This is a genomic window from Verrucomicrobium sp. BvORR034 (assembly GCF_000739635.1).
Classification (GTDB): domain Bacteria; phylum Verrucomicrobiota; class Verrucomicrobiia; order Verrucomicrobiales; family Verrucomicrobiaceae; genus Verrucomicrobium.
Genome location: NZ_BATQ01000135.1, coordinates 1 through 25,474, shown reverse-complemented (window position 1 = coordinate 25,474; position 25,474 = coordinate 1). Strand labels below are relative to the sequence as shown.

The 25,474-nt window shown below is 60.3% G+C and carries 22 protein-coding genes; 7 read left to right on the top strand and 15 right to left on the bottom strand.

Annotated features, from left to right (window positions below; all coding sequences use genetic code 11):
• Positions 1–12 precede the first annotated feature (12 nt).
• The 8 genes from BV034_RS22930 to trpA all read right to left on the bottom strand — a co-directional run bounded on the left by BV034_RS22930 (position 13) and on the right by trpA (position 6,625).
• A complete protein-coding gene (locus BV034_RS22930; protein ID WP_050029305.1) occupies positions 13–420 on the bottom strand; it encodes a hypothetical protein in 408 nt (135 codons plus the stop codon).
• A 490-nt stretch (positions 421–910) separates the two neighbouring features.
• Entirely contained in the window at positions 911–1,603 is a 693-nt protein-coding gene (locus BV034_RS22925) for a hypothetical protein (protein ID WP_050029304.1), read from the bottom strand.
• Positions 1,604–1,804: 201 nt separating this feature from the next.
• A complete protein-coding gene (gene panB, locus BV034_RS22920) occupies positions 1,805–2,578 on the bottom strand; it encodes a 3-methyl-2-oxobutanoate hydroxymethyltransferase (RefSeq protein ID WP_050029303.1) in 774 nt (257 codons plus the stop codon).
• A 60-nt stretch (positions 2,579–2,638) separates the two neighbouring features.
• Complete coding sequence (folK, locus tag BV034_RS22915) at positions 2,639–3,163, bottom strand: 2-amino-4-hydroxy-6-hydroxymethyldihydropteridine diphosphokinase (protein ID WP_063768873.1); 525 nt, start codon at positions 3,161–3,163, stop codon at positions 2,639–2,641.
• 49 nt (positions 3,164–3,212) lie between these two features.
• Positions 3,213–3,953, bottom strand: coding sequence for a 4-hydroxy-tetrahydrodipicolinate reductase (dapB, locus tag BV034_RS22910; protein WP_050029302.1), 741 nt, complete (start codon positions 3,951–3,953; stop codon positions 3,213–3,215).
• A 21-nt stretch (positions 3,954–3,974) separates the two neighbouring features.
• Positions 3,975–4,859, bottom strand: coding sequence for a 4-hydroxy-tetrahydrodipicolinate synthase (gene dapA, locus BV034_RS22905; protein ID WP_050029301.1), 885 nt, complete (start codon positions 4,857–4,859; stop codon positions 3,975–3,977).
• A 121-nt stretch (positions 4,860–4,980) separates the two neighbouring features.
• Positions 4,981–5,805, bottom strand: coding sequence for a diaminopimelate epimerase (dapF, locus tag BV034_RS22900; protein ID WP_050029300.1), 825 nt, complete (start codon positions 5,803–5,805; stop codon positions 4,981–4,983).
• A gap of 19 nt (positions 5,806–5,824) precedes the next feature.
• The gene (gene trpA, locus BV034_RS22895; RefSeq protein WP_050029299.1) at positions 5,825–6,625 is read right to left on the bottom strand and encodes a tryptophan synthase subunit alpha; all 801 of its coding nucleotides are present in this window, start codon (positions 6,623–6,625) and stop codon (positions 5,825–5,827) included.
• A gap of 177 nt (positions 6,626–6,802) precedes the next feature.
• Between trpA and BV034_RS22890 the strand changes: the two genes are divergently transcribed.
• Both BV034_RS22890 and BV034_RS22880 read left to right on the top strand, forming a co-directional pair.
• Positions 6,803–8,260, top strand: coding sequence for a phospholipase D-like domain-containing protein (locus BV034_RS22890; protein ID WP_050029298.1), 1,458 nt, complete (start codon positions 6,803–6,805; stop codon positions 8,258–8,260).
• A gap of 309 nt (positions 8,261–8,569) precedes the next feature.
• Positions 8,570–9,256: a hypothetical protein gene (locus tag BV034_RS22880; protein WP_050029296.1), complete on the top strand. Its 687-nt coding sequence runs from the start codon at positions 8,570–8,572 to the stop codon at positions 9,254–9,256.
• Positions 9,257–9,283: 27 nt separating this feature from the next.
• On the opposite strand, the gene BV034_RS22875 is transcribed toward BV034_RS22880, so the two are convergent.
• The 5 genes from BV034_RS22875 to BV034_RS22855 all read right to left on the bottom strand — a co-directional run bounded on the left by BV034_RS22875 (position 9,284) and on the right by BV034_RS22855 (position 16,836).
• Positions 9,284–12,358: a M56 family metallopeptidase gene (locus BV034_RS22875; protein ID WP_050029295.1), complete on the bottom strand. Its 3,075-nt coding sequence runs from the start codon at positions 12,356–12,358 to the stop codon at positions 9,284–9,286.
• Between the two features lie 15 nt (positions 12,359–12,373).
• Complete coding sequence (locus BV034_RS22870) at positions 12,374–12,781, bottom strand: BlaI/MecI/CopY family transcriptional regulator (protein ID WP_050029294.1); 408 nt, start codon at positions 12,779–12,781, stop codon at positions 12,374–12,376.
• Positions 12,782–12,922: 141 nt separating this feature from the next.
• Positions 12,923–14,170 carry a polysaccharide pyruvyl transferase family protein gene (locus BV034_RS22865; protein ID WP_050029293.1) on the bottom strand — a complete coding sequence of 416 codons (1,248 nt, stop codon included), beginning with the start codon at positions 14,168–14,170 and terminating at the stop codon, positions 12,923–12,925.
• A 463-nt stretch (positions 14,171–14,633) separates the two neighbouring features.
• Entirely contained in the window at positions 14,634–15,872 is a 1,239-nt protein-coding gene (urtA, locus tag BV034_RS22860) for an urea ABC transporter substrate-binding protein (protein WP_343123297.1), read from the bottom strand.
• A gap of 133 nt (positions 15,873–16,005) precedes the next feature.
• Positions 16,006–16,836, bottom strand: coding sequence for a hypothetical protein (locus tag BV034_RS22855; protein ID WP_265593358.1), 831 nt, complete (start codon positions 16,834–16,836; stop codon positions 16,006–16,008).
• 280 nt (positions 16,837–17,116) lie between these two features.
• Here BV034_RS22855 and BV034_RS22850 point away from each other — a divergent pair, with 280 nt between their 5' ends.
• Both BV034_RS22850 and BV034_RS22845 read left to right on the top strand, forming a co-directional pair.
• Complete coding sequence (locus tag BV034_RS22850; protein ID WP_265593357.1) at positions 17,117–17,851, top strand: glycerophosphodiester phosphodiesterase; 735 nt, start codon at positions 17,117–17,119, stop codon at positions 17,849–17,851.
• A gap of 99 nt (positions 17,852–17,950) precedes the next feature.
• On the top strand, positions 17,951–18,901 hold the full coding sequence (locus tag BV034_RS22845; protein ID WP_050029289.1) for a metal ABC transporter substrate-binding protein: 951 nt from the start codon (positions 17,951–17,953) through the stop codon (positions 18,899–18,901).
• 16 nt (positions 18,902–18,917) lie between these two features.
• Here BV034_RS22845 and BV034_RS22840 read toward each other — a convergent pair whose 3' ends face one another.
• The gene (locus BV034_RS22840; RefSeq protein WP_081888044.1) at positions 18,918–19,643 is read right to left on the bottom strand and encodes a DUF1287 domain-containing protein; all 726 of its coding nucleotides are present in this window, start codon (positions 19,641–19,643) and stop codon (positions 18,918–18,920) included.
• 37 nt (positions 19,644–19,680) lie between these two features.
• Here BV034_RS22840 and BV034_RS22835 point away from each other — a divergent pair, with 37 nt between their 5' ends.
• The 3 genes from BV034_RS22835 to BV034_RS22825 all read left to right on the top strand — a co-directional run bounded on the left by BV034_RS22835 (position 19,681) and on the right by BV034_RS22825 (position 24,747).
• Positions 19,681–21,753 (top strand): sulfatase-like hydrolase/transferase, encoded by a 2,073-nt coding sequence (locus tag BV034_RS22835; protein ID WP_265593356.1) that lies wholly within the window; start codon positions 19,681–19,683, stop codon positions 21,751–21,753.
• Positions 21,754–21,801: 48 nt separating this feature from the next.
• On the top strand, positions 21,802–22,167 hold the full coding sequence (gene queD / locus BV034_RS22830) for a 6-carboxytetrahydropterin synthase QueD (RefSeq protein ID WP_050029287.1): 366 nt from the start codon (positions 21,802–21,804) through the stop codon (positions 22,165–22,167).
• A 93-nt stretch (positions 22,168–22,260) separates the two neighbouring features.
• Positions 22,261–24,747: an ankyrin repeat domain-containing protein gene (locus BV034_RS22825; RefSeq protein ID WP_050029286.1), complete on the top strand. Its 2,487-nt coding sequence runs from the start codon at positions 22,261–22,263 to the stop codon at positions 24,745–24,747.
• A gap of 6 nt (positions 24,748–24,753) precedes the next feature.
• On the opposite strand, the gene BV034_RS22820 is transcribed toward BV034_RS22825, so the two are convergent.
• Positions 24,754–25,474, bottom strand: a 721-nt coding sequence (locus BV034_RS22820; protein WP_265593355.1) for a hypothetical protein, incomplete at its 5' end; no start/stop codon positions are given.

Here is a 25,474-nt window from a genome sequence, read left to right as displayed (position 1 = left end):
GGAGGCTTGGGACTATGGGAACGAAGGGGTTGCCAGTTCAGGCTTCTTGCGAAGTTTGCGGATGGCCAGCGTTGCGAGCTTGATAAGTGTCAGCACGCCCAAGCATTCGACGAAGGGGGCGACCCAGCCGAACAGCATGACTCCCACATTTCCGCCCACGCCGTCGTAGCCTGGGTTCTCCCGTTTGATGTCGAAAATAGTTCGAGCCCAGTGGTCTTCGTACCCCCGGAACACGCCAAGTGCATTCCAAACAACCACCGTGACGTATATCGTTCTCCAGAAGATGCCCTTCCACGTCAAGGGGATGGGGGGAACCAGAGCCATCACGATTGCGCAAAGGTACACGTAACCGGTAATCTGGCTCACATCACTCTTCGCTTGCTCGGCCACCTGCAAGAGGGTGTGGGTCGGGTAGTCCATGGGAGTTCGGGGTGGGGGCTGGCGACAACTTTGCGTTTTACCATGCTGTCTGTCGAACGGTTTGTGCGCGTGCGGCTGACGCTCGATTGGCACCGGGAGCTGTAGGGCGACGACTTGGCTTGCCTCCGTCTGGGGACGTTCGCGGCAAGCGGGGCGCTTGCCCTAGATATCAGGGAGGAGAAGGCGGGGCGGGGCGAATATGGCACCTTGATCCCCGGCATACTCCCCTCTGGTGGAAGCTGTAGGGAGTCCGGACTTCGGTCTGCTCAGTACGCGTTACTCCAGATCGCCTGAGCAGACTGAAGTCTGGACTACGAACAGAGCTTCGCTGGCAACGTGGAGGGCGACTACAACACCTCGCACATTCAGACATCCTGGGTTGTAGGGCGACCGCTTCGGTTGCCTCGTCAGGAGACGTTCGCGGCAAGCGAGGCGCTCTGAGGGAGAGGGGGAAGGGGCATGCAGGAAGCACTCCAGTCCAGCTCCATTACTACTCCTGCTTCTTCTTCTCTTCTTTCGGCTTGCCCTTCTTCCCACCTCCGAACTTGGCATCGAATCGATCCAACTCTGACTGGGGAATGGGCATCAGTTCTATCATCACCTGCTCAAACTCCTTTTCAGTGAGACCGGTCCATTGTGGAGAGCCGTCCCGGTAGTTTGGGTAAGTAATAAAGAAGTTGGAGCACTTGTAGCAAAACGAGCTCTCAAACAGAATGCGATAGTCTTTGTCCCAAACCCGGATCCCGTGGATGGGAAAGTGGCACATCGCGCCGGAGGTGTTCTCTTCGACTCCCACGGTTTGCTTCAGGTGGGGCAACAGCTTGGCCAGGTCAGCTCCTTTGATGAGCCGGCGCTTCAGAATCTTGGATGTCGCTTGATACGGAGCGATGACAAAGGTGTCTGCGGGGATGGGGGGCGTGCTCGCAAAGAGGTCATCGCTCTTCTTGGGCAAAGCCACCGTTTCAAAATCCAGAAGGTAAATCTCAGCTCTCACGGCGTCGTCCAACGCGGCGGCGAGCGCTTTGCGGTAGTTCTTCCTCGCGATGTCCTGATCGTGGAAGTAGGCAGATTCAGCTTTCTCCAGTTTGGCTGGCAATGCCTCTTGAGCAAATGCGTTGCCCCCGAGGGACAGGCTGCAAATAGCGAGCGCGGACCAGAGTGAACCGACGGCCAGTGAATTCATAGGGTAGAGTGAGTGCTCTCTACAGCCTAAAGTTTCTCCATGTGGCCTGTCGATTGTTTTGTTGCTGGCGGAGTCAGGGGGGGCGAGCAGTACTTCAACGACGAAGTCGGTCGTGGTGGAGAACTTGACGATGGCTTGGTCGCCAGGGCGGCCAGCCATATTGTACATCTACAGATGCGTCCGGTTCGTGGAAGCGACTCTTTAAACTCCCTTCACGCCGGCAATCCACTCGCGCGCAGCCCGGGTGGTTTCCATGGCCTCATTTGCCAGTGCGGTGGCAAACGGAGGCTTGAACCAAGGGAAGGCACCGAGGAGGTCCGGGGTCACGAGCACCTGGCCGTCGCAGTTCGGGCCGGCACCGATCCCGATCGTGGGGATCTTGATGGCCTTGCTGATGCGTTCTGCCACCTCAGGGACCATGCTCTCCAGGACGATGCCTGCTGCGCCTGCATCTTCGAGTGCGCGGGCATCAGCCAGCAGTCGGTTGGCGTCGTCGTCGGTCTTGCCCTTTTTTTTGTAGCCGCCTTCGTGTTTCACGCTCTGCGGGAGCATGCCGATGTGTCCGATGTAGGCGATGCCGGCTTCTGTGATGGCTCGAACCTGGTCGGCCACATCCACGCCTCCCTCAAGTTTGACGGCATCTGCTCCTGCTTCCACGAGACGGAGGGCGTTGTGCACCGCCAGGTCCGGCATGCCGTAGCTGCCGGAGGGCAGGTCCACAATCACCGTGGCCTGCTGCACTCCGCGCCGCACGGCAGCGGCATGGTGCAGCATCATCTGCATGGTCACGCCCGTGGTATCTGGCAGCCCCAGCACGACCATGCCCAGCGAGTCTCCCACCAGGATGAGGTCCACTCCGGCCTCATCGAGGAGGCGGGCGGTGGGATAGTCATAAGCGGTGAGGACGGCAAGCTTTTCACCAGCGGCTTTCCGGTCGCTGAGTTGCTGGGCGAGAAGGGACGGGGAGACGGCCATTGCGGGAGGAGGAAGGGGTAAGATGCGTTGAACGAAACTTGCGATACGACGGGAAGGGGATCACGGACTATCGAGGTCGAACCACTGCGCAGCGTACACCCGGGGAGATGGCTCATCCGAGGTGGGGAGGTACGCGAGGATTTCCCTCACCGACAAGTCTTCGCCGGGAAGCAGCAAATCCGGGCGGATGTCTGCCAAAGGCTGCAAAACAAACCGCCGCTGCGCCATGCGCGGGTGGGGCAGGATGAGATCCGGATGGTTCAGCACCACGGCATCTGCATACAGCAGATCCAGATCCACGGTGCGTGGCGCATGGTGCTCGTGCTCATTGGGGCGGCCTAGCGCCGCCTCGATGGCCTGAGTGCGCTGAAGCAGGTCCAGGGGTTGGATATCCGCTTCCAACTCTATCGCTGCATTCAGGAATCCCGGTGAACCAGGGGGGCAGTCCACGGGATCGGTTTCATAGACTGCCGAGGCGGCGATCACGCGACTCCCGGGTACCCGTTGCAAAAGCGATCGAACGGCCCGACGAAGATTGTCGAGCCGTTCCCCCAAATTCGAACCGAGAGCGATGCCGTATTTCATCGACTCCCGGTTGCGAAGGTGGGTAGGGTCAAAGAATCGAGACCTGAAGCTATTTCAGCCCCAGCACGTCCTGCATATCGTAGATGCCAGCGGGCTGGCTGGCGAGCCACTTGGCAGCGCGCACGGCACCGTTGGAGAAAGTGTCGCGACTGGAGGCCTTGTGCGTGAGTTCCACGCGCTCGCCCACATTGGCGAAGACGACGGTGTGATCGCCCACGACGTCGCCACCACGCAGGGCGTGTACGCCTATTTCCTTCTTCGTACGGGCGCCCACATCGCCCTTGCGGCCGTGGCGGGTGTCCGTCTCGTAGCTGACTTCGGTTTCCTCGCACAGGATCTCCACCAGACGGCGGGCAGTGCCGCTCGGGGAGTCCGTCTTCATGCGGTGGTGCATTTCCACCACCTCGAGGTCGAAGGGTTCGCCCAGGATGCGCACGGCCTGACGGGTCAGCCAGAAGAGGGTGTTCACCCCCACGCTGAAGTTGGGTGCCAGCACGACAGGCAGCGTCTTGGCGGCATCGCGGATGTTGGCGAGTTCTTCCGGGGTGTGACCGGTGGTGCCCATGACGAAGGGGACCTTATGCTTCACACAGGCCGCCACCAGTTCATTGCTGAAATGGTGGGAAGTGAAGTCGATCACTGCATCGCACTTGGAGAGGGCTTCGTCCAGGGAGTCGCCCATGTCCACGGTCGCGCCGACAGCACAGTCGGCATCGCTTTCCACGGAATGAATGACGGCCTGGCCCATGCGGCCTTTGGCACCGGTGACAAGAATCTTGAGCTGAGCCATGATGGTAGTTTGCAGTGAATGTTACTCAGCGAGAATCCCCACGTTGATCATGGTCTGGCGCAGCTCTTTGACCTGGGCTTCCCCCAGTTCGCACATCGGCAGGCGCAGCTCGGCATCGCAGATGCCTTTGAGTGCCAGCGCCGTCTTGATGGGAATCGGGTTCGTGGAAAGCTTCAGGAAAGCGGAGAACAGGGGATTGAACTGCGCATGGATGCTCTGAGCCTCCGCCCAGCGTCCGGCCAGAGCGGCCTGCACCATTTTGTTCATCTCTGCAGGGATGAGGTTGCCCGCCACGCTGACCACGCCCACGCCACCCACGCTCATGAAGGGCAGGGTGAGGGAGTCATCACCGGAAAGGATCTCAAAGTCCGCCGGAAGAAGCATCTTCATCTGGCTCACGCGGTCGGCGTTACCACCCGCTTCCTTCATGGCGCGAATGTTCGGGCAGGCCTCAGCGAGACGCACGACGGTGTCCACACCGATCTCGATGCCACAGCGACCGGGGATGCTGTACAGCATGATCGGCAGCTTGGTGTTGTCGGCGATGGCCTTGAAGTGGCGGAAGAGCCCTTCCTGAGTCGGCTTGTTGTAATAGGGCGCGACCAGCAATGCGGCATTGGCGCCAGCGGCCTCAGCTTCCTGGGTCATTTCCACCGCTTCACGCGTGGAGTTGCTGCCAGTGCCGGCCATGACGATGCCGCGGCCTGCGGTGTACTCCACGGTCAGCTGGATGACTCGCTCGTGCTCATCGTAGTCCAGCGTGGGGGATTCACCCGTCGTCCCGCAGGGCACTACGCCCTGCACGCCGCCGGCAAACTGGTAGTCCACCAACTTTCGCAGCGCGGCTTCATCGATCTGGCCGTTGCGAAAGGGGGTGACAATGGCGGTGTGGGTACCGGCGAACATGACGTTTTAGGTGTTAATGATGATGAGAACTGAGGACTGAAAATGAGGAACTGAAATCGAAAGGGGAAGTGCGATGCCTGCGGCTGTGAGGTCCGACAGAGATGCGCCCCGCGTGGGAGACTCAGACTTCGAGTTTACCCTGGAAGACAAAGTCAGCGGGGCCGTGCAGGGTGACATCGGAGTAGACGTCGCCAGCCTGGTTGAACCCAACCTTGAGGGTGTCGCCACCCTTGACCTTCACCGAGACTGGTGCGGCGGTACCATGGAGCTCATGGTGAATGAGCGCGCAGGCCACCATGCCGGTGCCGCAGGCCAGGGTCTCGTCTTCCACGCCGCGCTCGTAGGTGCGGATGACAATGGAGCCGGGGGCCACGACGGTGGCAAAGTTGGCGTTGGTGCCCTTGGGCGCGAAGGCCTCGTGGTAGCGCAGACCAGCTCCCAGACGGCGGATTTCGGCCGCGGAGAGGGCATTCACATCCTCCACAAACACGACAGCGTGCGGGACGCCCGTGTTCACGCTGTGTACTTCCAGCGGGGTGCCATCCACCACCAGCGCCTGATTCAGCTTCAGGCTGTGGGGCTGGCTCATGTTGATCTCCACCTGATCACCGAAGAACTCTGCGGAGATCATCCCGGCCTGGGTCTCGAACTTTACCGCGTTCAGGCTGTTGTCGTGAAGCTTGTTCACGAAGCGGGCGAAACAGCGGGCACCGTTGCCGCACATTTCTGCTTCACCGCCGTCCGCGTTGTAATAGCGCATGCGGAAGTCGCCGCCTTCGGTGGCCGGTTCCACGGCCAGGAGGCCGTCTGCACCCACCCCGCGATGACGATCGCAGAGCTGGGCGATGGATTCGCCGGTGAGTTGCAGGGACAAATCGCGGTTGTCGAGCATGACGAAGTCATTGCCCGCGCCGTTCATTTTCCAGAAGCTGAGAAGTGTGGCCATGGGATAAGGGGCGGAGAAGCTAGACGGCTTTCACTGCGTCCACAAGAGGTTTAACGAACGCCGTGAGCCGGTCGGACAGGTCAGATTGAGTGCCATGCTGCTCGATCAGCTTCACAATGGCGCTGCCCACGACCACGCCGTCGGCCATGCGGGCGACGGTGCTGGCCTGGATGGGGGTGGAGATGCCAAACCCCACGGCGATGGGGGTGCTGGTGGCGGCTTGGATCTTCTGGAGCTGGTCTGAAATGCCCGTGGCCAGGGAGGACTGGGCTCCCGTCACGCCCTCACGGGAGACGTAGTAGATGAAGCCCTCAGCCTGTTCGGTGATGAGCTTGATGCGCGACTCCGGGGTGGTCGGCGCGATGAGGCGGATGCGCTTGAGGCCGTCCCCGGCTGTCAATTCATCGTTCAGCGGCGCTTCGTCCGGCGGCAGGTCCAGAATAAGCACGCCATCTGCTCCGGCGGCGGCGGCATCGCGGTGGAAGGCCTCAAACCCGTAGGTGTAAACGGGGTTCAGGTAGGTAAAGAGCACCAGAGGCACCTGGGTCTCCTGGCGCAACTCCTTGATGAACGCCAGTACCTTGGGCAGGGTGGTGCCTGCCTTCAGAGCCCGCTCGGCGGCCATCTGGTTCACAATACCATCGGCCTGGGGGTCGCTGAAGGGCACGCCCAGTTCGATCACATCTGCTCCGCAGCGGGCCAGAGTCAGCACAATCTCCCGGGTCGTGGGCAGGTCAGGGTCTCCTGCGGCGATGTAGGCCACAAAACCTTTCTTTCCGGCAGCGCGCAGGCCGGCAAAACATTCGTCAATCCGATTCATGAGGGCGGGACGGATAGTCCGAAGGCGCCCGGGGTGCAAAGCGCAATGTCGTCAGCTTGGGGGTTTTTTGGCGGGGACGGGGGCGATGCGCTTGGTTGGGGAGGGAGCCTTTGTGTTCGCGGCATTGCATCGCTGATCATTCGGGACTATCGGTGCCCCAGTGGTTGCGCGACGAGCATGATATCATTCCTTTCTGAGATCCTGCCGGTGGTGAAGCCCGTCTGGCACCTGTCTGTTATTGCGTTGAACTTGGTGGTGGTGGGGTATGCCCTCAGTCACGTGCTGCTGCGGAACCGGGATCACCGGAGCGCGGCTTTCTGGGCGGTGCTCATCGCCTTCGTACCCTTCCTGGGTGCCTGCTTCTATGCGCTCTTTGGGATCAACCGTCTGCGGCGTCGCGGGGCCAAGTATCGTCACAGTCTGGAACTCGCGGCTGTGGGTGAGGCCTGTCCGGTCAATCCCTGGCAGACTGTGCCGGAAATCAAGGAACTGCGGGCGCTCTCAACCTCGCTGGGGATGCTCTCCAGATTTGGCTTCACGGTGGGCAATCACGTCACGGTGTTGCGCAATGGGGAGGAGGCGATGCCGGCCATGCTGGAAGCGATCCGTGGTGCTCAAAAGTCCATCACCCTGTGCTCTTACATCTTTGAGGCCCATGGCATCGGCATGAAGTTCGTGGAGGAGCTGGTCCTTGCCAAGGCCCGGGGAGTGGAGGTGCGGGTGCTGGTGGATGACGCAGGCACGCGGTACTCCTGGCCGCCCATCACCCATCTGCTGCGGAGCCGGGGGGTGATGGCCAAGCGTTTCATGCCCATCCGCTTCGTCCTGCGTATTCTCACCATGAACCTGCGGAATCACCGCAAGGTGATGGTGGTGGACGGGACAACCGGGTTCACAGGGGGCATGAACATCCGCCAGGGCAACATGCTGGAGGCAGATCCCAGCCACCCTGTGCAGGACATGCATTTCAAGGTGGAGGGGCCGGTGGTGCAGCAGCTTCAGCGGGTGTTTGCCGAGGACTGGGCCTTCTGCTCCGGAGAGGTGCTTTCAGGGCCCCTCTGGTATCCCATTCTGGCCCCTGCGGGTGAGGTGGCTGCCATCGGCGTTCCCGACGGTCCAGATGAAGACCTCGAACTCATGCCCAAGACCATCTTTGCGGCGCTCTCGGAGGCGCGGCACTCGGTGCGCATCATGACGCCGTACTTCCTCCCGCCGCCAGCCCTCATCTGGGCTTTGAATCTTGCGGCGCTCCGTGGGGTGGATGTGAAGGTGCTCACACCGCGGCGCAACAACATCCCATTTGTGCGGTGGGCCGCGCGCACCCTCTACCCGGAGATGCTGGAAAAGGGCGTGAAGATCTACGAGGCGGACGGGCACTTCGACCACTCCAAGTTCATGACGGTGGACGGGTTGTGGTCGCTGGTTGGCTCCACGAACTGGGACCCCCGCAGCCTGCGGTTGAACTTTGAGTTCAATCTGGCGTGCTTCGACGATCTGCTCGCCCAGGAACTGGATCGGGAGTTTGAGAAGAAGGTGCAGAACGGCACTCTGGAATCTCTCGCGGCCCTGCGCAGCGCCTCGCTGGCAGAGCGCTTGCGCGATGGCTTTGCGCGGTTGTTCATGCCCTTCTTGTGACGTCCTTTCGAGACAGGATTAACAAGATTTCCGAAGGATTAACAAGATGGGGATGGGGGTGATTGGTCGCAAGTACATGGGGCGACGCTTCGGGCGTAGTGCGACGGTCCCCGTCGATTTGGGAGCCGAGGATCCTGTGGGAGTGGTTGAGCACATGCTGGGCTTCCTGATTGCTCTAAAGCGGGGCGCTCGCCTGCGCTCCTCACACATTTCTCCGCAACTTCCTCACCCTCTGGGCATTCAATTCCGGGAGATGACGCTTCTCCGAAATGCATTGCACAATGGCTGCACAACCCGCACGTTGATCCTGTGAGAACCGCACTTCTGGTTGTCCTGGCGTTCCTGGTGGCCTTGGCCGTCGGCTGGTACGGGGGCGCTCGTCGTCCCTCTTTGGGTCTTGAGGGGCTGGCTGGCGAGCCCATGGAGTTGGCTCAGTCGGCTCCAGTGGTGGTTCCCACTGCCCGCGCTCCCTTTGCGGCACCCAAGAGCGTTGAAGACGATCTTGAGGATCTTTTGAAACCAACCGCGGAGGCAACTCCGGCTGTCGCGGAGACCCAGTCGGCGGCTCCCATCCCCGGTATGCCGGGAGTCCGTGGTCAACGCATGGCTCAGATCGATCAACTGGTGGATGCGGGGTCCACCTTGGTGACAGACCCCTACGAAGTGGAGCCTGGGGTGTACAACTACTCCACGCTCACTCCCCGGTTGAATGCTCTCAATGACGGCAGCGCAGGGGTGCAGATGGATGTGAAGCGCTATCAGTTCGATGTCAGCGGCGGCTACTATGTCGATTTTGACCAGTCGGTGCCGATGACGCCTGGGATCGACTCGGGAATGAATTTCCAGGAAGGCAACCAAGGCTTTGCCAGCATCCTGCGGGTGGAATTGCAGCCGGGTACGGGGCAGGTTCGCATCATGTCCAGCGACTACAAGACGGAAGGGGTGTCACCCTCGCCCGCCGGTGCGGGCGGAAGTGCTCCTGGCGAAGTGCCTTGATGCTCCTGCCTGCTGTCTAATCAATCATCAAAGACGCTTCACGACCACAGAATGGTCAGAGGAGGAGATGGGGATGGAGCCAACCTTCTTCCCATCCGGGTTGTTGATGTGTAAGGAATAGGAGCCTTCCACATCGAAGTTCATGCCTTCCAGGGTGAAGCTTCCATCCTGGGCGCAGGCAAAGGTGGTGTACCAGTAGCTCCACTCCCTCAAATGGTACACCAGGGTGAGGCTCGCCTGCGACGCCGGAGTGCCATCTGCTTCGAATACCTTGCCAGAGATGGTCTGCCCTTTTGGGAGGGTAAGAGGAGTTTCTGGAAGGGGATTGCTCTCGTCGAGTTTGACCCAAGGTGACTCCACCAGGCGGTGGCCGGAGCGGAAGAGGATGCGGTAGTTCGCATGCAGCGGTAGCCCCGTCACCACATACTTGTCAGAGCCGGAGGGGAGTCGGATGTCATGTTCCAGGCTCATAGCACGTGTGCCTTCGTCATTGAGGCGCAAAATCGTTCCCATTATTCTTCGATAGTCGAGGCCCGCCGCGGCGGAGACCAGTTGTCCCGTGATGCCGCCCGATGGGATCAGGTGGATGTCCAGTTCCACATCTCCCTCTCCATTGGTGAGTTTGATCTCCTTCAGGCTCTCCTGACGTGTGTAGCCAGCGATGCCGTGACGCAGGAAGTCGATGGAGTCGCCCACTTGAAAGCGCCCTGTGGCTTCGCCGTTTTTGATCGGCAACGGGCGTTCCGTGCCCCGCACTCGAACGACGAAGTTTCCTTGAGCCGGGGGCTGATCTGGCGGTGGATGCAGCCGGAATCTCACCGTTCGTTCCTGGGGAGGGGCGGGAGGGGCTTGGTCGGGGCCTTCTGTGGTGAGGCCGTTTTTGGAAAGATAAAGCTGCAGGTCGGACTTGCTGTCTGTGACTCGAGTTTTCCATTCGCGCCCATTGCAATTGAATTCAATCTCACCCGGGTTGAGCTGGCCAATGGAGAAATGGACCTCGGTTCCCTGGACGCGTCCTTCTGTTTCAAAATCCATGTTGAAGTTGGCCAGTTTCCAAGAATTGCCGCTGTCCGAATCCAGGTAATACCGAACCATCGGAGATTTCCCGCTTCTGGAGAGGAGCTTCTCGGGATCATGAATGACGCCTCCAAGCTTCAGCTCAGGGAAGAGGCGAACGGGTTCGAGGGGGCGCCTGGGTACTACCGGGGAGATCGCTGTGGCATACCCAGGGGCTTCGATGAGCGCGAGGAAATTGCGGTTGGGAGACCAGAGGTCCAGTTTCAGATGCCCGTCGTTGCCTGATGGCTGGCTGCTCATGCTGGCGAGGAAGGATCGCGAGCCGTATGACATCGACTCGTTCGCTTTTTCCCAGGAGCAGCAGTAAGCCCTGGCACCGGGTACGGCGGCTCCGGTGTTGGCATCGACGATCGGCAGATCCAGCGGCTCGATCTTGAGGACGCTGATCGTGGTGGGGACTCCGTTGGCAAAACGGACACCTTCAAACTGCGACCATTCGTGACCGTAGGCACGCACTTCGATCTCGAATGTGCTGTCGGTCTCTGCATTTCCGATGGTGGCTTCCCCCGATGCTGAAGTTTGCAGGCTTCCCTGTCGGTAGGGCTTTTCGCCATTGAGCATGACTGATTTTACATGAAGTTCTGCCCCGGAGATGGCCGCCCCCGTCTCGTCCACCAGTTTCAACTTCGCGGGATAGCCTTTCCTGACGACGAGGGAGAACGCGGTCGGTTCATCAGCGTTCTTAGGGGCCTGGACGATCGTTGAGGCAGGGGCGTGACCTTCAAGCCACAGACCGACTATCATGGACTTCCCAAAGCCCTCACAGGTAAACCTGGCAGCATTTCGCTCGCTGGCAGTGAACGATCTTCTCTCTGACCAACTGCTGATCGTGAAGACCTGGTCCACGGTGATGACCTTGCCATCTTCATCCACCAGGTTGCCAACCGCCTTCCATTCAATCATTGGGTCCACCGTCTGCGCCTCTTCCACCACCGCCAGCGCCGCGATCCTCTCCTCCGGCGTAAAAGCTCTCGCCAGGGGCGGTACGGCGAGCGCGCATACGAGGATGACTCCAGTGATGGAAGCCAGGGTGGCAAGGCCAATGGTTTGGGAAACAAACGGACGGCCTTGAGGAGGGACGGTTCCTAGAATGCGCTGGATGCGTTGCAGAAGACCGCTGCCGCCGGTGGCGGCGAGGGTAAGGGGGAGATGTTCGGGTCTGACGGCCTCCAGATCCGCAAGAGCGCGGGCGTAGGTGGGGCGATCTCCACCCCAGGCGAGAACCTGATCGTCACAGGCGCATTCCGCCTCGTCCCGCGCCGTACGTGCCATCGCACGGACTGGCGGGTTGAAGAAGAGCAGCGTTTCCACCGTGGTGATCCAGAGATTGATGAGGGGATCCTGCCGACGCAGGTGGGCCAGTTCATGGAGCACGACCGTTTCCGCGGCGGCGAGTGTCATCCTGCCAAAGATCGCAGCGGGCAGGTAGATGACGGGACGGAACCAGCCCACTACCATCGGCACCTGCAGGCGTGCCGAGCAGAGGACCCGGGCGGCAGGAAGGGCGGTGCGCTCCAGCAGGCCTGGCACCCAAGGTGCGGTGCAACGTGAGGCATCATGTCGCAAGCGGTGCATGAGCCACCAACCCGCCGTGAGCCGCAGGCAGAGAAACATCACCCCTGTCGCCCAGATCACCGCGACGAGGGCCTGCCAAGCGAGCGGGGCTGGCTCCGGCTTGGGAAGGGGGCGGGGGACGATGGGAACTGATTCGGGTCTCGGCGAGATGGCGGGTATGTGATCCGAGATTGGACTCGGGAGCGATGCAATAACACCCGCTGAGGGGCGCGAAACTTCTGCCGCCTCCTTCAGATCACGGCCCAGCCACACCATGGTGCCCACTGGCAACAGCAGGGTGAAGGTGAGGGCGGCCAAGACCAGACAATGTCTCGCTGCAGCCGACGCCTTGCGCATTGCCACCAGAATGGCGCTTAGCAGCAGCCAAACGGCCGCTGCCTGCCAGAGGCTGTGGAGGAGGCTGGCTCCCAGTTGCGAGAGCCAGGGGGAGTGAAGGAAGTGAAGGCTCATGGCGGGAGGGGGCTCTCAAGCGTTTCTGTCTTTGCGATCCAACTCGTCCAGCAGCTTGCGGATCTCTGCCCGCTCCTCTGCGGAAACCTTGCGCGTGGAGAGAGCGCCCAAGGCCAGTTGGGCGGCAGAACCTTCAAACATCTGCGTCATGAGCCGGCTGAGCAGGGACCGCTTCACCTTCTGCTCTGGAACCGCCGCGGCAAAGACGTGGATCTTGGCCGAGTCGTTGCGAGTCAAGAGACCCTTCTCGTGCATGACCTGGAACTGTTTCAGCACCGTGGTGTAGCTGCCCTTGCTGCCCATCTCCTCCCACACCTGTCGCACGGTGGATGGCCCGTTTTTCCAGAGGACGCGCAGCAGATGCAGCTCAGCCTCGGTAGGTTCAGGTTGGGAAGGGTCCCGTTCTTTAGTAGGTCTGGCCATGGTGGAGGGAAATACGAATATCGTCGTAGATGATGCGTGTTTGAAATTGAGTCGTCAACGATAATTGTCGTAGATGCAAAAAAGCCCCCGCGCCTGCGATGCAGGGGCGAGGGCTGGAGAAGGGGGAGGTGAGTGGGCAGTTTACGCCTTCGCAGTCGCTTTGCTCAAGGAGTCAGCCAGCACGCCGAGATGTTCCTTCTGTAGCTTCAGCACCACGTCGCGGGCCTGGGCGGCTTTGGCCTTGGCAGCGGCGGGGTCTTTGGCGATCGCCACAATCGCGGGCGCGATCTTGGGCATCTCATCCTCGTTGTCGAGTGTGAAGAGCCAGTCGTTGAGTCCGATGTCCCGCCACATGAAGCCTTTGGTCGTCTGCTCCTGCCAGCGACAAACTACCGCCGGAATACCGTTGGCGATGCACATGATGGGGCTGTGCATCTCATTACCAAAGAGTCCGAGTGACTTGGTGTACACGCTCAGGGCTTCATCGGTGAGCCAGTACTTGTCGCGCCATACGACCTTGGCCTTCACATCATCGGGCAGGGGATCTACCAGGATCTCCTTGCCCAGGGCGATTTGGGTCTGGTCTTCACAGCAGACCAGCACCTTGCAATCCGTCTCGCGGGTGATGCGGATGATGGCCTCCCGAAGCTGGGCGTGGTCATGCTCCTTCATCTCCTGGTTGCGGGCATTCTTTACCGCATCGAACTCGCGGTCTTTTTTCACCGTCCAGAAGGGGGTCCAGCGATAGCGGGGAATGCAGCACAGAAACTTGCCTTCCTCCAGGTTGTTGGCCTTGAGGAAGACGTTGGCAGCATCGTCATTGCGCAGCTTCACGATGCCAAAGGCGGCATCTGGACCAAAGGCCATGATGGGACACTTTACTCCGGCATCCTGAGCCACCTTCAGGGAGACCGATTCACGGAAATAAACGAAGTTTGCATGCGTGAGGGTTTCGATGCCCTCCTGATTCGGCGTGAAGTACGAGATGCCGTACACGCCATAGGGCTTGCCAGTCTTCTTGCGCCACTCTGCCACATGCTTCTGGGCGACAAAGCCGGAGCCCGAGCCGTGCAGGAGGAAGTCACACTCCTGGAACGCCTTGTCGATATCGGCCTGTCCTTTGAGGATGATGACGTCCGGGAACTGTTTCAGGACCAGTTCATCCGCTCCGTTTTCCAGATTGCTGGCCCAAAAGCGGATTTCCGCTCTGATGCCGTGCTTCTGGAGCAGTTCCAGAATGCCCAGTTGGTGGGCGATGTCGCCAATGTTGATGCTCTGCCATCCGTTGCGCAGGAGGATGCGGGGCAGTCGGCCGGTCTCCGCGTAGGCGGGCAGAGCGGCAGCCAGGGCAGTGAGGAGGGAGTTCTGAAGAAGCGTACGGCGGTTCATGTTGGGTAAATCGGTCATTCAGGAGTCCGGCATACCAGGGTGAGGGCCTGGCTGTCCCTTCAACTAGGCAGATTGGAACGCGATTGGACGGTCTGAATTTCTGAATCGCGCGGGAATGGTCTTGTTCCCTGACCGCGCCAAAGGCAAGTCCACCCCAAGGAGCGGCGGTTTGTGCTTGCACAACCGCTGGAGGCAAGATGTTCCCAAGATTACCTCGCTTGAAGCTCGGCCAACCTTGGGCTGTGGTAGATATCCCCTTCGGGGATGCGTCTCAAAACCTGAGTCGGAGCCCCCTCGGTTGCTTGGTTCTCCTCAAGTCTTTGGTCTTCTGTCTTCCAGTCTTCTGTCTCCCCGCAACGCGGGCACAAAGAACCCTCCGTGAAGAGGCGCTGTTGCCAGCGGCCGGATCACGGAGGGTTTGCAATTCCCGGCTTGGGCCGGGTGCTCACCAAACAACAACAAATTACTTTTCCTTGGGCTTGAAGGTGCCTTTGAGGAAGGGCTCGCCGACCACGCCTTCATAGGACTTGAGGATCTTGAACTGTCCGTCGGCCTTGGTTTCGCCGATGTACACGTTCTTGGTCAGGTGGCGGTTTGCCTGGGTGGTGACTTTGCCGCCGGGGCCTTCGAAGGAGATGCCCTTCTCAAGTTCAGCGTTCACTTTGTCCACATCGAAGGAGCCAGCCTTTTCCACTGCGGCCTTCCAGAGGTACACGCCATCATAGCTGAGCACCATGGGGGAGCAGGTCACGCGGCCTTCTTTGACGATGCCGGGGATGTCAGACTTGGCGAGCCAGGCCTTGAAGTCCTTGACGAACTTCGCGTTGGTCTTGCTCTTGAGGGACTGGAAGTAGGTCCAGCAACCGAGCTGGCCGACGAGCTGCTTGGCGGGAAGGCCGCGGAACTCATCTTCCGACACGGAGAAGCTCACCACCGGGCAGGTTTCTGCCGTGAGACCAGCTGCTGCGTACTCCTTGAAGAAGGGCACGTTGGTATCACCGTTCAGGGTGTTGATGATGCAAGCGCTGCCGCCGGCGGCGAACTGCTTGATCTCAGCCACAATCTGCTGGTAGTCGGTATGACCGAAGGGGGTGTACTTGCCAGCGGAGATGATCTTGCCGGAAGCGTCCTTCGTGAAACCACCGCCGATGTTTTCAAGCGGCACGCCCTTGCTCAGGAGATACTCCAGAAGCACGAGGTTCGTGGTCTGGGGATAAACATAGTCGGAGCCCAGGAGGTAGAACTTCTTCTTGCCCTGCTCCAGCATGTAGTCCACCGCCGGGGTGGCCTGCTGGTTCACCGCCTCAGCGGTGTAGAAAATGTTGGGGGACTTTTCTTCACCCTCATACTGCACGGGGTAGAAGAGGAGGCCCTTCTTCTCTTCAAACACGGGAAGCACGGACTTGCGGCTCACGGAGGTCCAGCAGCCGAAGGTGACGGCCACTTTGTCCTGCTCAAGGAGCTGCTTGGCCTTCTCTGCGAAGAGCGGCCAGTTGGAAGCGCCGTCTACGACGACGGGCTCGATCTTTTTGCCGAGCACGCCACCCTTGGCGTTGATCTCGTCAAACGTGAAAAGGAGAACATCGCGGAGGGAGGTCTCGCTGATGGCCATCGTGCCGCTCAGGGAGTGCAACACCCCCACTTTGACGGTCTCTGCCGCCATGACGGGCGTAGCGATGGTGGTAGCCAGCGCAGCGGCCATGAATGCCTGAAAGTACCTTCTGTTCATACTAGGTTGGTGCTTGTCGATGTGTGTTTTCATTGAAAGCGCGCACCGCCAAGGGTGACGATGCGCGCTGGTGAGAGGGAATCTGAACCTTCTGAAAAGGGACGGATTAGAACGTGAACACGATGCCGGCGGAACCCACGACGAAGTCGCTGTCGGCGTTCGGGATCACGTCGTCTTGGGTGTGATAGTAAGTCACGCCGAGAGCGAGGGAGATCTGCTTGTGCAGCGGGATCGAGGCGCCAACACCGGCGGAGACATAGGCGAAGCCGCCGTCACCAGCGTGGAAGCCGTCTGTGTCAAAGGAGACCGTGATCGGGAAGGAGAGGCTGACAGGGCCCAGCGTGGTGGCGGGGGCGATACCAACCTGGGTCACGAGGCCTTCATCATACCCGGGGATCTCAATGCCGACGCGGCCGTGAAGGGCCACGAAAGGATTGATGAGTCCGTCAAGGTAGGAGATCTTGCCGTCGATGATGTGCTCCGTCTGGGAAGCGTAGTTCCAGGAACCGTAGCCGAGCTGGAACTTGAACTTGTCCACGGTGTAGTAGATACCGACGTTCACGTCGATCTCCTGCACGTAGTCGCCGATGTCGCCTTCGACCTGGTCGTTGACGTCAGCCCAGGTGTTCACATAGATCTGAAGTCCAGGAGCGACGTTGAAGTCGAGTTCGAAGGAAGGGTGGAAGAACCACTCGCCCCAGTCATTGCCCACGCCCCAGACATCCTGGCCGTAGGAGATGAAGTGGGTGTCATACATCAGCGACAGGTTCCCAGTGATGAGCGGGGTGGGAGCCGGAGGCTCAACCGGGGGGACGACTGTCTTGCCGGACACGGTGCCAGCCTGAGCGACGACGGGCGAAAGCATGGCAGCAGCGGCCAGCATCGCCCCCTTGTGGGAGAGCAGTTTTCTGAGGTTTCCAATCAAGGATGGTTTCATGCGTCTGTTCTTTCTAGGTTGTTGTTGGTTGTCACGACTTGCCGGTCGCAACACGTTCGTAAGCAGCGGGGATGCCAGCTTTGAATGTATTTCCGATAAATCTTTTGCCCGAACATTATCCCTTGTTGCAGCGGGCGGCATGGCGGCGCGGCTGATGGAAAAAAGGAGGTGAATGGGTATCGAAAAACCTTTGTGGTCCGTGTTGGCATTGTGTTGCCAACCCGCTTTTCTTTATCAGACTTACCTGGAAAAAAATGACAATATGTGGCATGATAACTCCATGAAGCCGCTGATCATCGCCCATCGTGGGGCTTCAGCGGATGCTCCGGAAAACACGCTGGCCGCATTTCGTCTGGCATGGGAGCAGGGCGCGGATGCCGTGGAGATGGATCTGCGTCTCACCCGCGACAACCAGGTGGCGGTGGTTCATGACGCGGACTTGCGTCGGGTGGCGGGCAATGCGCACAAAGTGGCGGCGCTGGATGCCGCAGAGCTGGCGCAGATACGGACCGGACATGAGGCGGGTGCGGGGAAACACATCACGGTGCCGTTGCTCGCCCAAGTCCTGAGGGAGGTGCCGAAGGGGCGGCGGGTCTTTTTGGAATTGAAGGCCGGCGCCGGACTGGTCGAAGTGGTCCGGCAGGTGCTGGAGGCCAGTTGGCTGGATCCAGAGCAGGTGGTGATCATTGGCTTCGACCGTGCTCTGGTGCAGCAGGCGCGGGAAGCGATGCCGGTGGTGGAGACGGCGTGGGTGGTGGACTACCCCTCAGTGTGGAATTTGGCGCATCTCATCAATCTGGCCGTGAGCCATCGGATCAGCGGATTGGATCTGCGGGTGGACTGGCCGTTGACTGAGGCGGATGTGTCCCGGATTCATGAGGCAGGTCTCAAGCTCTATCTCTGGACGGTGGATGACCTGCAGCGGGCCAGGGAGCTGGCGGCAATGGGGGTGGATGGTCTGACGACAAACATTCCGGAGAGGCTGCGTCGGGCGGTGTTTCCCGGGGGACGATGATCGCGCACGTGGGTTGGAGGATTTCCAAACGAAGATACGTAGTTGCATCCATGCGCAGGGTGGCGAGACTCCACCCCTGCTCGCCTTCCTGTCTCCCCCATGAAAACCCTTTCCCTGCTGTCCACTGTCCTTGTCGGCACTTTGCTGGCGTCATGCGCTCCGGAGCAAAAGCCAGAGTCTCCGGGCGAGTCCAAAGCAAGCGAGACGACCCCGGCGACCCCTGCACATGGTCGCATCGTGGTGTATGTCGCCAACTATCCCCTGGCTTATTTCGCTGAACGCATCGGCGGTCCCGAGGTGGAGGTGAAGTTTCCTGCGCCCCCCGATGTGGATCCTGCGTTCTGGCAGCCCAGTGAACAGGAAGTGGAGGCCTATCAGTCGGCCGATATCATCCTGCTCAATGGTGCGAGCTATTCGCACTGGCTGGACACGGTCACCCTTCCTGATTCCAAAACCGTGAGCACGGCCGCGGCCTTCTCCGACAAGTTTATCGTCGTGAAGGATGCCGTCACCCACAGCCATGGTGGTGAGGGGGAGCATTCCCACAGCGGGACGGTCTTCACCACGTGGATTGACTTCGACCAGGCCATCCAGCAGGCAGACGCCGTCCGCGAGGCGCTGCAGAAGTTCCGACCCGGTCAGGTGGAACTCTTCGCCTTGAACTTTGACCAGTTGAAGGCGGATCTTCTCGCTTTGGATGCCGCCATGAAGAGTGAAGGCATCCGCCTTGGTGGACAGCCCCTCGTGGTCTCTCATCCCATCTACCAGTACTGGGCGCGGCGATATGGGCTGAACGTCCAGTCCCTGCTCTGGGAACCGGAGACTGTTCCGGACGATGCCCAGATCGAGGCGCTCAAGAAGATCCTCGCCACCCATCCGGCGAAGTGGATGGTGTGGGAGGGCGCTCCCGCGGCTGCATCGGTGGAGAAACTCAAGGCGCTAGGAGTCAACAGCGTGGTCTTTGACCCCTCGGCCAACGTGCCGGAGAAGGGCACGTGGCTGGATGTGATGAAGGCCAACGTTCAGGAGATCAAGAAGATCACTCCCTGATGGAAGCTTCGTAGTTTCATTGAGCCCCGGTGCCCTGTGCCGGGCTCCACCGGTAGTGGCCGGTGAGTGGGTAGGTGAACAGATTGTCTTCGAGCTGCGGGCCGCGGCCGATGTTGTGCACCACCCAGGGGCGGGAGCCGCCGTCCGGGGCGGGCACGACCATCATGATGTGCGGGAGGTGGGGTGGCACCGTGCAGGTGACGATGTCACCCGGACGGTAGTCCTCTGCCTTTTGGGTCGCGGGCAGCTCTGCGCCCTGACGTTTCAAATAGGTCTGGAGATTGGGCACTCGCCGGTGGTCGATGTTGCGGTCCGGTCGGCTCAGGCCCCAGTTTTTGGGGTACTTGCTGAAGTTGGCCTTCATGTCCTCGTGAACCAGTTTCTGGAGGTCCAGCCCTAGGGCGCGGCAGGCGCGGATGATCTCGTCTGTGCAGACGCCGGTGGCGGGATCGACATCGCCACCGGGGTAGGCCAGTTTCACGTACGCGGGTTCGTAGCGGACATCATGCCGGGTGCGATCGAGGGCGGCGTGGGCGAGTTTGATGCCAAAGGCGCTGCCGCTTTCTGGCAACTGCGCCCGAGACTGGGAGGTGAGTCCCGGGTCCAGGAGGGGGGCTTTGGCCTCTGTGGTAGGGGGGGAGCCCTCTGGCGCGGGGGCTCCCGTGGTGAGGCCATGGGAGAAAATCAGTCCTGCCAGGGCGAGAATGAGGATGGGAGAGGGGAGTGTGAGGCGTGTTTTCATTGTCGGGAGACTCGTTCTGGGTACACTGCGCCACTTCATGCAAGGCAGGTTCTCCAGGCATTATTTTCTGCGCGGCGCGATGCTGGCGGTCGGTTTGACGCTGGGGCATGCCCTCGCGTTCAGCGCTCCCAAAGTGACCGTGAAGCCGGCCATCGTGCCCAAGGCACAGGCCGCCCGTGCGGACTCTCCCAATGTGGTCTTCATCATTGCGGACGACCTCAATGACTGGATCGGCTGGATGGGGGGCCATCCCCAAGCCAGAACTCCGAACATGGACCGCCTGGCCCGCATGGGCATGCGCTTCATGAATGCGCACTGCAGCTATGCCCTGTGCAATCCCTCCCGCACCTCCATGCTGACGGGTATCCAGCCCTGGAACAGCGGAGTGGCGGGCAATGAGCAGGACTGGCGCAATGCCGAGACCTTGGTGGGGAAGCCCACTCTGCCCGAGTACTTCCGCCAGCAAGGCTACACCACGGCAGCCGGGGGCAAGGTGTTCCACGCCAGCCATGGCGGTCCCGAAGGTCGGCTCACGGGCTGGCACGGCGGGCGTCGGGGCTTTGAGCAGGACGCAGCCTGGGATGTGCGCTTCCCGGGGAACGGGGTGCAGATCCCTGATCTGCCCGTTCACACAGGGCAGAACTTCAATGGGCTGGACATTTGGCACTGGGATTGGGGCACAGTTGACGTGAAGCCTGAGGCCACGGATGACGGCCAGGTGGTGAACTGGGCCACCCAGTACCTCCAGCGCAAGCAGGACCGCCCGTTCTTTCTCACCGTCGGCCTCTATCGACCGCATGCCCCTTGGTATGTGCCCCGCCAGTACTTTGCAGAGCGTCCGCTCTCTGAAGTGCGCCTCCCTGAGGTGAAGGAGGATGACCTTGCCGATGTGCCCGCCACGGCCAAGGCCTACCTGAACGGCGGCTTGCACCGTCAGATGATGGACCGCCAGCTCTGGGCGTCCGCCGTGCGCGCCTACCTCGCCAGCATCACCTTCTGCGATGCCATGGTGGGCAAGGTGCTGGACGCACTGGAGAGCAGCCCGAACAAGGCGAACACGGTGATTGTATTCACCAGTGACCATGGGCTGTACCTGGGCGAAAAACAGCGCTGGCATAAGGGCGGACTCTGGGAACGTGGCACGCATGTCCCCCTGGTAGTGGTCGCCCCAGGCGTGACCCAGCCAGACACGCAGAGCAGCCAGGCAGTCAGCCTCATCGATCTCTATCCCACGCTGTGTGAGCTGACGGGCCTGCCTAAGCCTCAGTCGCTGGATGGGCTCTCTCTGGTGCCGCTGCTGCGCGATCCCAACGTCATCCGCACGACTCCCGCCCTCACTGCCATGGGCGAGGGGGACAAGGCCAGCTACGCGGTCCGGACGGAGCGCTGGCGCTACATCCGCTACTCCAACGGGAGCGAGGAGCTCTATGATCACCAGTCAGATCCGCATGAGTGGACGAACCTTGCCGGGCGGGGCAACCTGGCTGCGGTGCAGAAGGAACTGGCGGCGCAGATTCCTCAGAAGTGGGTCTCCGCGTCCCGGACGGTGGATCAAGTGAAGGTGGATTCGTCGCCCGACGGAATGGTGAGCTACTTCTTCCAGGCCGGGGACCGCCTCAGCGCGGACGCCTCTCCAGACATTCTGGAGCGGGCCTTCGACATTGAGGTGATCTTTGAGTACAACCCCGCCACAAATGCGGACAGCACCCTCGTCAGCCAGGGGGATGCCCGCCTGGGTTTCGCTCTCCACCTGATAGATGGCCACCCGGCGCTGACGGTGAACTACGATGGTCTCCGATCCACGCTGAAGTCCGAGGAACAGCTCGCTCCTGGCCAGATCCGCGTGCGCAGCCTGGTTTCACTGGACGGCTCCATGTCATTGGCCGCCACCGGCCTGACCAAGGATGTGCGCGGTTACGCCCCCTTTGAAGGCGGCTTTCCCCGGTTGCCGGCGGAAGGACTGGCTGTCGGATCCAGCTTTGGCCCGCTGCCTGCCCGACTTTTCCCCAACAGCACCCCCTTCGACGGAGCCTTCCGTCTCCTGCGCATGACCATCCTCCCCGGCGTCACCGAAGACCGCCGCGCCGCCCGCGCCGTGCCGGTGGAGTGACATTCGTGACTTATCCCTCACCCCTCTTCCCTTTTCCCTCTCTCAGCCATGATTTGCCGCCTCGTTAAGGATTATCGTTTTGAAGCCGCCCAGACCCTTCCGTCTCTGCCCGGGGATCACAAGTGCAAGCGCATGCACGGGCACAGCTTCAAGATTGAAATCGTCGTCGAGGGCGAGGTGGACCCGAAGATCGGCTGGGTCTATGACCACGCCCAGATCAGCAAGGCGATGAACCCCTTGATGGATCTTCTGGATCACTCCTACCTGAACGAGATCGAGGGGTTGGAGAATCCCACCATTGAGAACATGGCCGCGTGGTTCTGGGTGCGCCTGAGCCCGCAGCTTCCAGGGCTTTGTGAGATCGTGATCCACGAGACGCCCACGGCGCGGTGTGTGTTCCGCGGGCAGTTTTAGGCGCTGAAGGTTGCTGAATAGAATCTCTGGGGTCGCTTTCCCCAGAGGGGATTGGGCTTGTCGCCGGGGGGCTGCATGCACTAAAACGAGAGCATGCGTTTTGGTCTCGTCACGTGTCTCTTTGCCATCCTCGCGTCTGCGCCCCTTGCTGCGCAGGATCAGTCTCCGGAGAAGGCGAAGGAGGAGGCAAGGCAGGCGGATCTGAGCGACGTGGCTGACATTGCATGCTGGCGGGAGGATCTCGCAACCATTCAGAGGCTGATTGCAGAAGGGTGGGACGTCAACAGTGGTGGCTCAGAGTCAAGGTCCAAACCCTTTTACGTGGCAATCGAAAGCGGAGCTCACGACATCGTTGCTGCGATGATCGCCGCCGGGGCCCGGCTGAATGAGCCGGATGCCAATGGCAATACAGCACTGTCGATGGCGGTCGGGAATTCTCACCGCAATCCCTCAGAAGAGTCGTCGTTGAGGATGCTCGACTATTTGCTGGAGAATGGAGCTGATGTTCACGCTAGTGGAGAGGCGGCGGTGACCGCGGCAGCGGGAAATAACTTGAGCCTGGTGAAACGTCTCGTGGCAGCTGGTGCCAGGCCCACTCCTGAATCCCTGGCTGCTGCCGTAAGCGACAACAAGGAGGATGTGGTGGACTACCTGCTTCAGCAAAAAGTGGATCCAAAGTCGAAGCTCAAGAACAACAAGACCCTCTTTCACTCTCTTCCTGAAAAGGCGCTCTTCGAAAGGCTTCTGGCTCTGGGTCTCGATCCTAACGCCGCTGACGACTCCGGGCGGCGGCCCGTTCACGTTGCCGCTTCGCGAGGAACCCGAAAACTCCCAGTGATGAAGCTGCTGGTGGAGCATGGTGCAGACATCAATGCGGCAGACGGGGATGGGATCACGCCCGTGATGCTCAGCCTTCCCAACAGGTGGATGAGGGAGACCGAGATGATGCACTATTTGGTGGAGCTTGGGGCACGATTGGATCTGCGCGACAAGCAGGGGCGAACCGTTCTGGACCATGCTTGGGCAAAAGGAAGATGGGAGGATGTCCTGTACTTCAAAGGCCATGGGGCAGGCTTTCCCGATCCACGCGAGCGGTTGGACTTTTTCGTCCGGCGGGCTGCCAGTTCAGCGGTGGAATCGTCAACGTCGCGGGAGATCGTGGGGTGGCTGTCCACCAGCGTGGACCCGATTGCGGATTTCAAGCCTGACGGTCGACCTCTCACCGTCTGGTTTGTCATCATGGGCCATTCTGAACTGTTGGACTTGTCCATCAAACAAGGTGTGCCCGTGGACGCCACCGATGGCGAAGGGCGCACGGCGCTCATGTGGGCGGAGATGACCTGCTCCGTTCAGGCCAAGGATCAGCTGTTGGCAAGAGGGGCCAGGCGGGACATCAAAGATGCCAGCGGGAAAACGGCGGGGGATTGGGCAGATTGGCGTGCGCATTTGGAAAAACATCCCCAATCTGCGGTGTCTGATGAGGCTCTCGTCTCACAGGTGCCGGATCTTCGCTCCGGTGAGGAGCAGGAGCGTGATGCCTTTTTTGCCGCCATCTATCGCAACCAACCGGAGGAGTTGCGACGTCAGTTGTCAAGCAAGCCCGGATTGATGAAACTCGGGCAGGGCGGTCTGCCTCCATTGCATCTGGCTGCTGCATTGGGTCGATTGGAGATCATGGATGAACTGGTGCGCAGGGGGGCAATGCTGAACGGCAAATCGCCCGATGGAGAGACGCCGATGATCCTAGCGGTTCGGGGCGGGCAGATGGCGGCGGTTTCGTGGTTGCTGAAGAATGCACCGGGCGTTGTTTCTGGGGAAACGCTGCCTGAAGCTGGAGCGGAAGCGGTGAGCATGAAGCAAAGCGGGATTCTGCGCTTTCTTTTTGGGGAAGGGTGGCGTCCTGCGCAAGGCGATGCCAGTCTGTTGGCGCTACAAGTGGCTGTAGATCGGGATGATGCAGCCCTGTTTCGTCTGTTGTTGGAAGGAGGGGCGGAATTGCGCCCAACTCCATCGAAGAACCTCGGCGATGAAAATGAATTCGCGTCTCTCCTGCGAAGTGTCGGGAAGAGTACGGACACTGCGGTGTTGAAATCCTTTTTTCAGCACCTTGAGCAGCCGGTTCGGGATCAGTACCAGGCGCATCTTGCAGGGCTTTTTCAAAGCAGAGCCAGCAATGGCGATGTGGCAGGGGTGAAGTTGTGTCTGGAATTGGGAGGGGTGGATGTGAACGCTCGACTCCAGTCTGGTGCGTACACTCCAGGAACCTGGTTTGCGAAGGAAGATGATCGGAACTTCACCACTGCCCTGGGTTTCGCGGCGGCTGCCGGACAGTTTGAAACGGTGCAGTATCTCCTGCAGCAGGGGGCCAAGTTGGAAGGTCTGGGACCGTACGGCATTCCGTTGCTGCACGGTGCGGTCGATTCGAAAAATGAAAAACTCGTCGCCCTTCTGATCGAGAGTGGCGTGCCCCTTCAGGAGAAGGATCGTCAAGGCAGAACGGCGCTCCAATTTGCGGAGTTCAAGGAGCACCAGGCGATTGCGAACTTGCTGCGGAAGGCAACTGCCCGGCCATCCGACTAGGAGGCATCACTGCCCAGTCGCTTTGACGAAAGCGGTGCAGATTTTTGCCTCTCCCGGATAACTGCCGTCTTTAGAGGCGTGCCAGGCTGCGCACAACCATCCCCCGGTTGTTTTCAGTTCCACGGAGGTGTTCCAATTGCTCATCTCGGGGGATACCGTGTGTTTGAGTTCCTTGCTGGTCGGATTGAAGCTGCTGATTACCGTCTGCCACGCTTTGAGCGGATCCTTGCGATCTTCGCTGGATTCTGCTGCACGCGCCCATGCCACCCACCACTTTCCTCCCGCCCATACAGGTGAGGATGCCGATACGAAGCTCTCGATGGTCGATGGCTCTCCAAGACGGACACTGCTGCCACTGCGGCCGCTTTCGACATCTACATGGGAAAGGTGAAGTTGCTGAATGCGGTGATCAGGAAATCCCGGGAGGTTCGACCAGTTCGTCCATATAAACCCAACCGTAGATCCGGTGAAATTTGTCCTTTCAACATGGGGATCTTGCTGGGGATCCAAGGGGAGGGGAAGCTCGACACTCGGCCCATTTGGATCGCTCCGCGTCATCACAAAACGGGAGACCTTCCCTGCGGGCGAGATGCTGATTACCCGGTCCTCCTGGTCTCTGCGGTCGGGATTCGATAAATAGACCTCATCTGGCCACTTCTCCAGTCGGTGTCTGGGAACGAGAATTTTGCCAACTGGGGAGTAGATGATGCGTGAATAGACAGGCTCG

Excerpts from the sequence above, each read along its gene's own strand:
- queD (WP_050029287.1), top strand. The coding sequence starts at position 21,802 with ATGATTTGCCGCCTCGTTAAGGATTATCGTTTTGAAGCCGCCCAGACC.
- BV034_RS22825 (WP_050029286.1), top strand. The coding sequence starts at position 22,261 with ATGCGTTTTGGTCTCGTCACGTGTCTCTTTGCCATCCTCGCGTCTGCG.
- dapA (WP_050029301.1), bottom strand. The coding sequence starts at position 4,859 with ATGTTCGCCGGTACCCACACCGCCATTGTCACCCCCTTTCGCAACGGC.
- BV034_RS22850 (WP_265593357.1), top strand. The coding sequence starts at position 17,117 with ATGAAGCCGCTGATCATCGCCCATCGTGGGGCTTCAGCGGATGCTCCG.
- panB (WP_050029303.1), bottom strand. The coding sequence starts at position 2,578 with ATGGCCGTCTCCCCGTCCCTTCTCGCCCAGCAACTCAGCGACCGGAAA.
- BV034_RS22840 (WP_081888044.1), bottom strand. The coding sequence starts at position 19,643 with ATGAAAACACGCCTCACACTCCCCTCTCCCATCCTCATTCTCGCCCTG.
- trpA (WP_050029299.1), bottom strand. The coding sequence starts at position 6,625 with ATGAATCGGATTGACGAATGTTTTGCCGGCCTGCGCGCTGCCGGAAAG.
- BV034_RS22930 (WP_050029305.1), bottom strand. The coding sequence starts at position 420 with ATGGACTACCCGACCCACACCCTCTTGCAGGTGGCCGAGCAAGCGAAG.
- urtA (WP_343123297.1), bottom strand. The coding sequence starts at position 15,872 with ATGGCCGCTGCGCTGGCTACCACCATCGCTACGCCCGTCATGGCGGCA.
- dapF (WP_050029300.1), bottom strand. The coding sequence starts at position 5,805 with ATGGCCACACTTCTCAGCTTCTGGAAAATGAACGGCGCGGGCAATGAC.
- BV034_RS22835 (WP_265593356.1), top strand. The coding sequence starts at position 19,681 with ATGCAAGGCAGGTTCTCCAGGCATTATTTTCTGCGCGGCGCGATGCTG.
- BV034_RS22875 (WP_050029295.1), bottom strand. The coding sequence starts at position 12,358 with ATGAGCCTTCACTTCCTTCACTCCCCCTGGCTCTCGCAACTGGGAGCC.
- BV034_RS22925 (WP_050029304.1), bottom strand. The coding sequence starts at position 1,603 with ATGAATTCACTGGCCGTCGGTTCACTCTGGTCCGCGCTCGCTATTTGC.
- BV034_RS22870 (WP_050029294.1), bottom strand. The coding sequence starts at position 12,781 with ATGGCCAGACCTACTAAAGAACGGGACCCTTCCCAACCTGAACCTACC.
- BV034_RS22845 (WP_050029289.1), top strand. The coding sequence starts at position 17,951 with ATGAAAACCCTTTCCCTGCTGTCCACTGTCCTTGTCGGCACTTTGCTG.
- folK (WP_063768873.1), bottom strand. The coding sequence starts at position 3,163 with ATGAAATACGGCATCGCTCTCGGTTCGAATTTGGGGGAACGGCTCGAC.
- BV034_RS22855 (WP_265593358.1), bottom strand. The coding sequence starts at position 16,836 with ATGAAACCATCCTTGATTGGAAACCTCAGAAAACTGCTCTCCCACAAG.
- BV034_RS22865 (WP_050029293.1), bottom strand. The coding sequence starts at position 14,170 with ATGAACCGCCGTACGCTTCTTCAGAACTCCCTCCTCACTGCCCTGGCT.
- BV034_RS22890 (WP_050029298.1), top strand. The coding sequence starts at position 6,803 with ATGATATCATTCCTTTCTGAGATCCTGCCGGTGGTGAAGCCCGTCTGG.
- dapB (WP_050029302.1), bottom strand. The coding sequence starts at position 3,953 with ATGGCTCAGCTCAAGATTCTTGTCACCGGTGCCAAAGGCCGCATGGGC.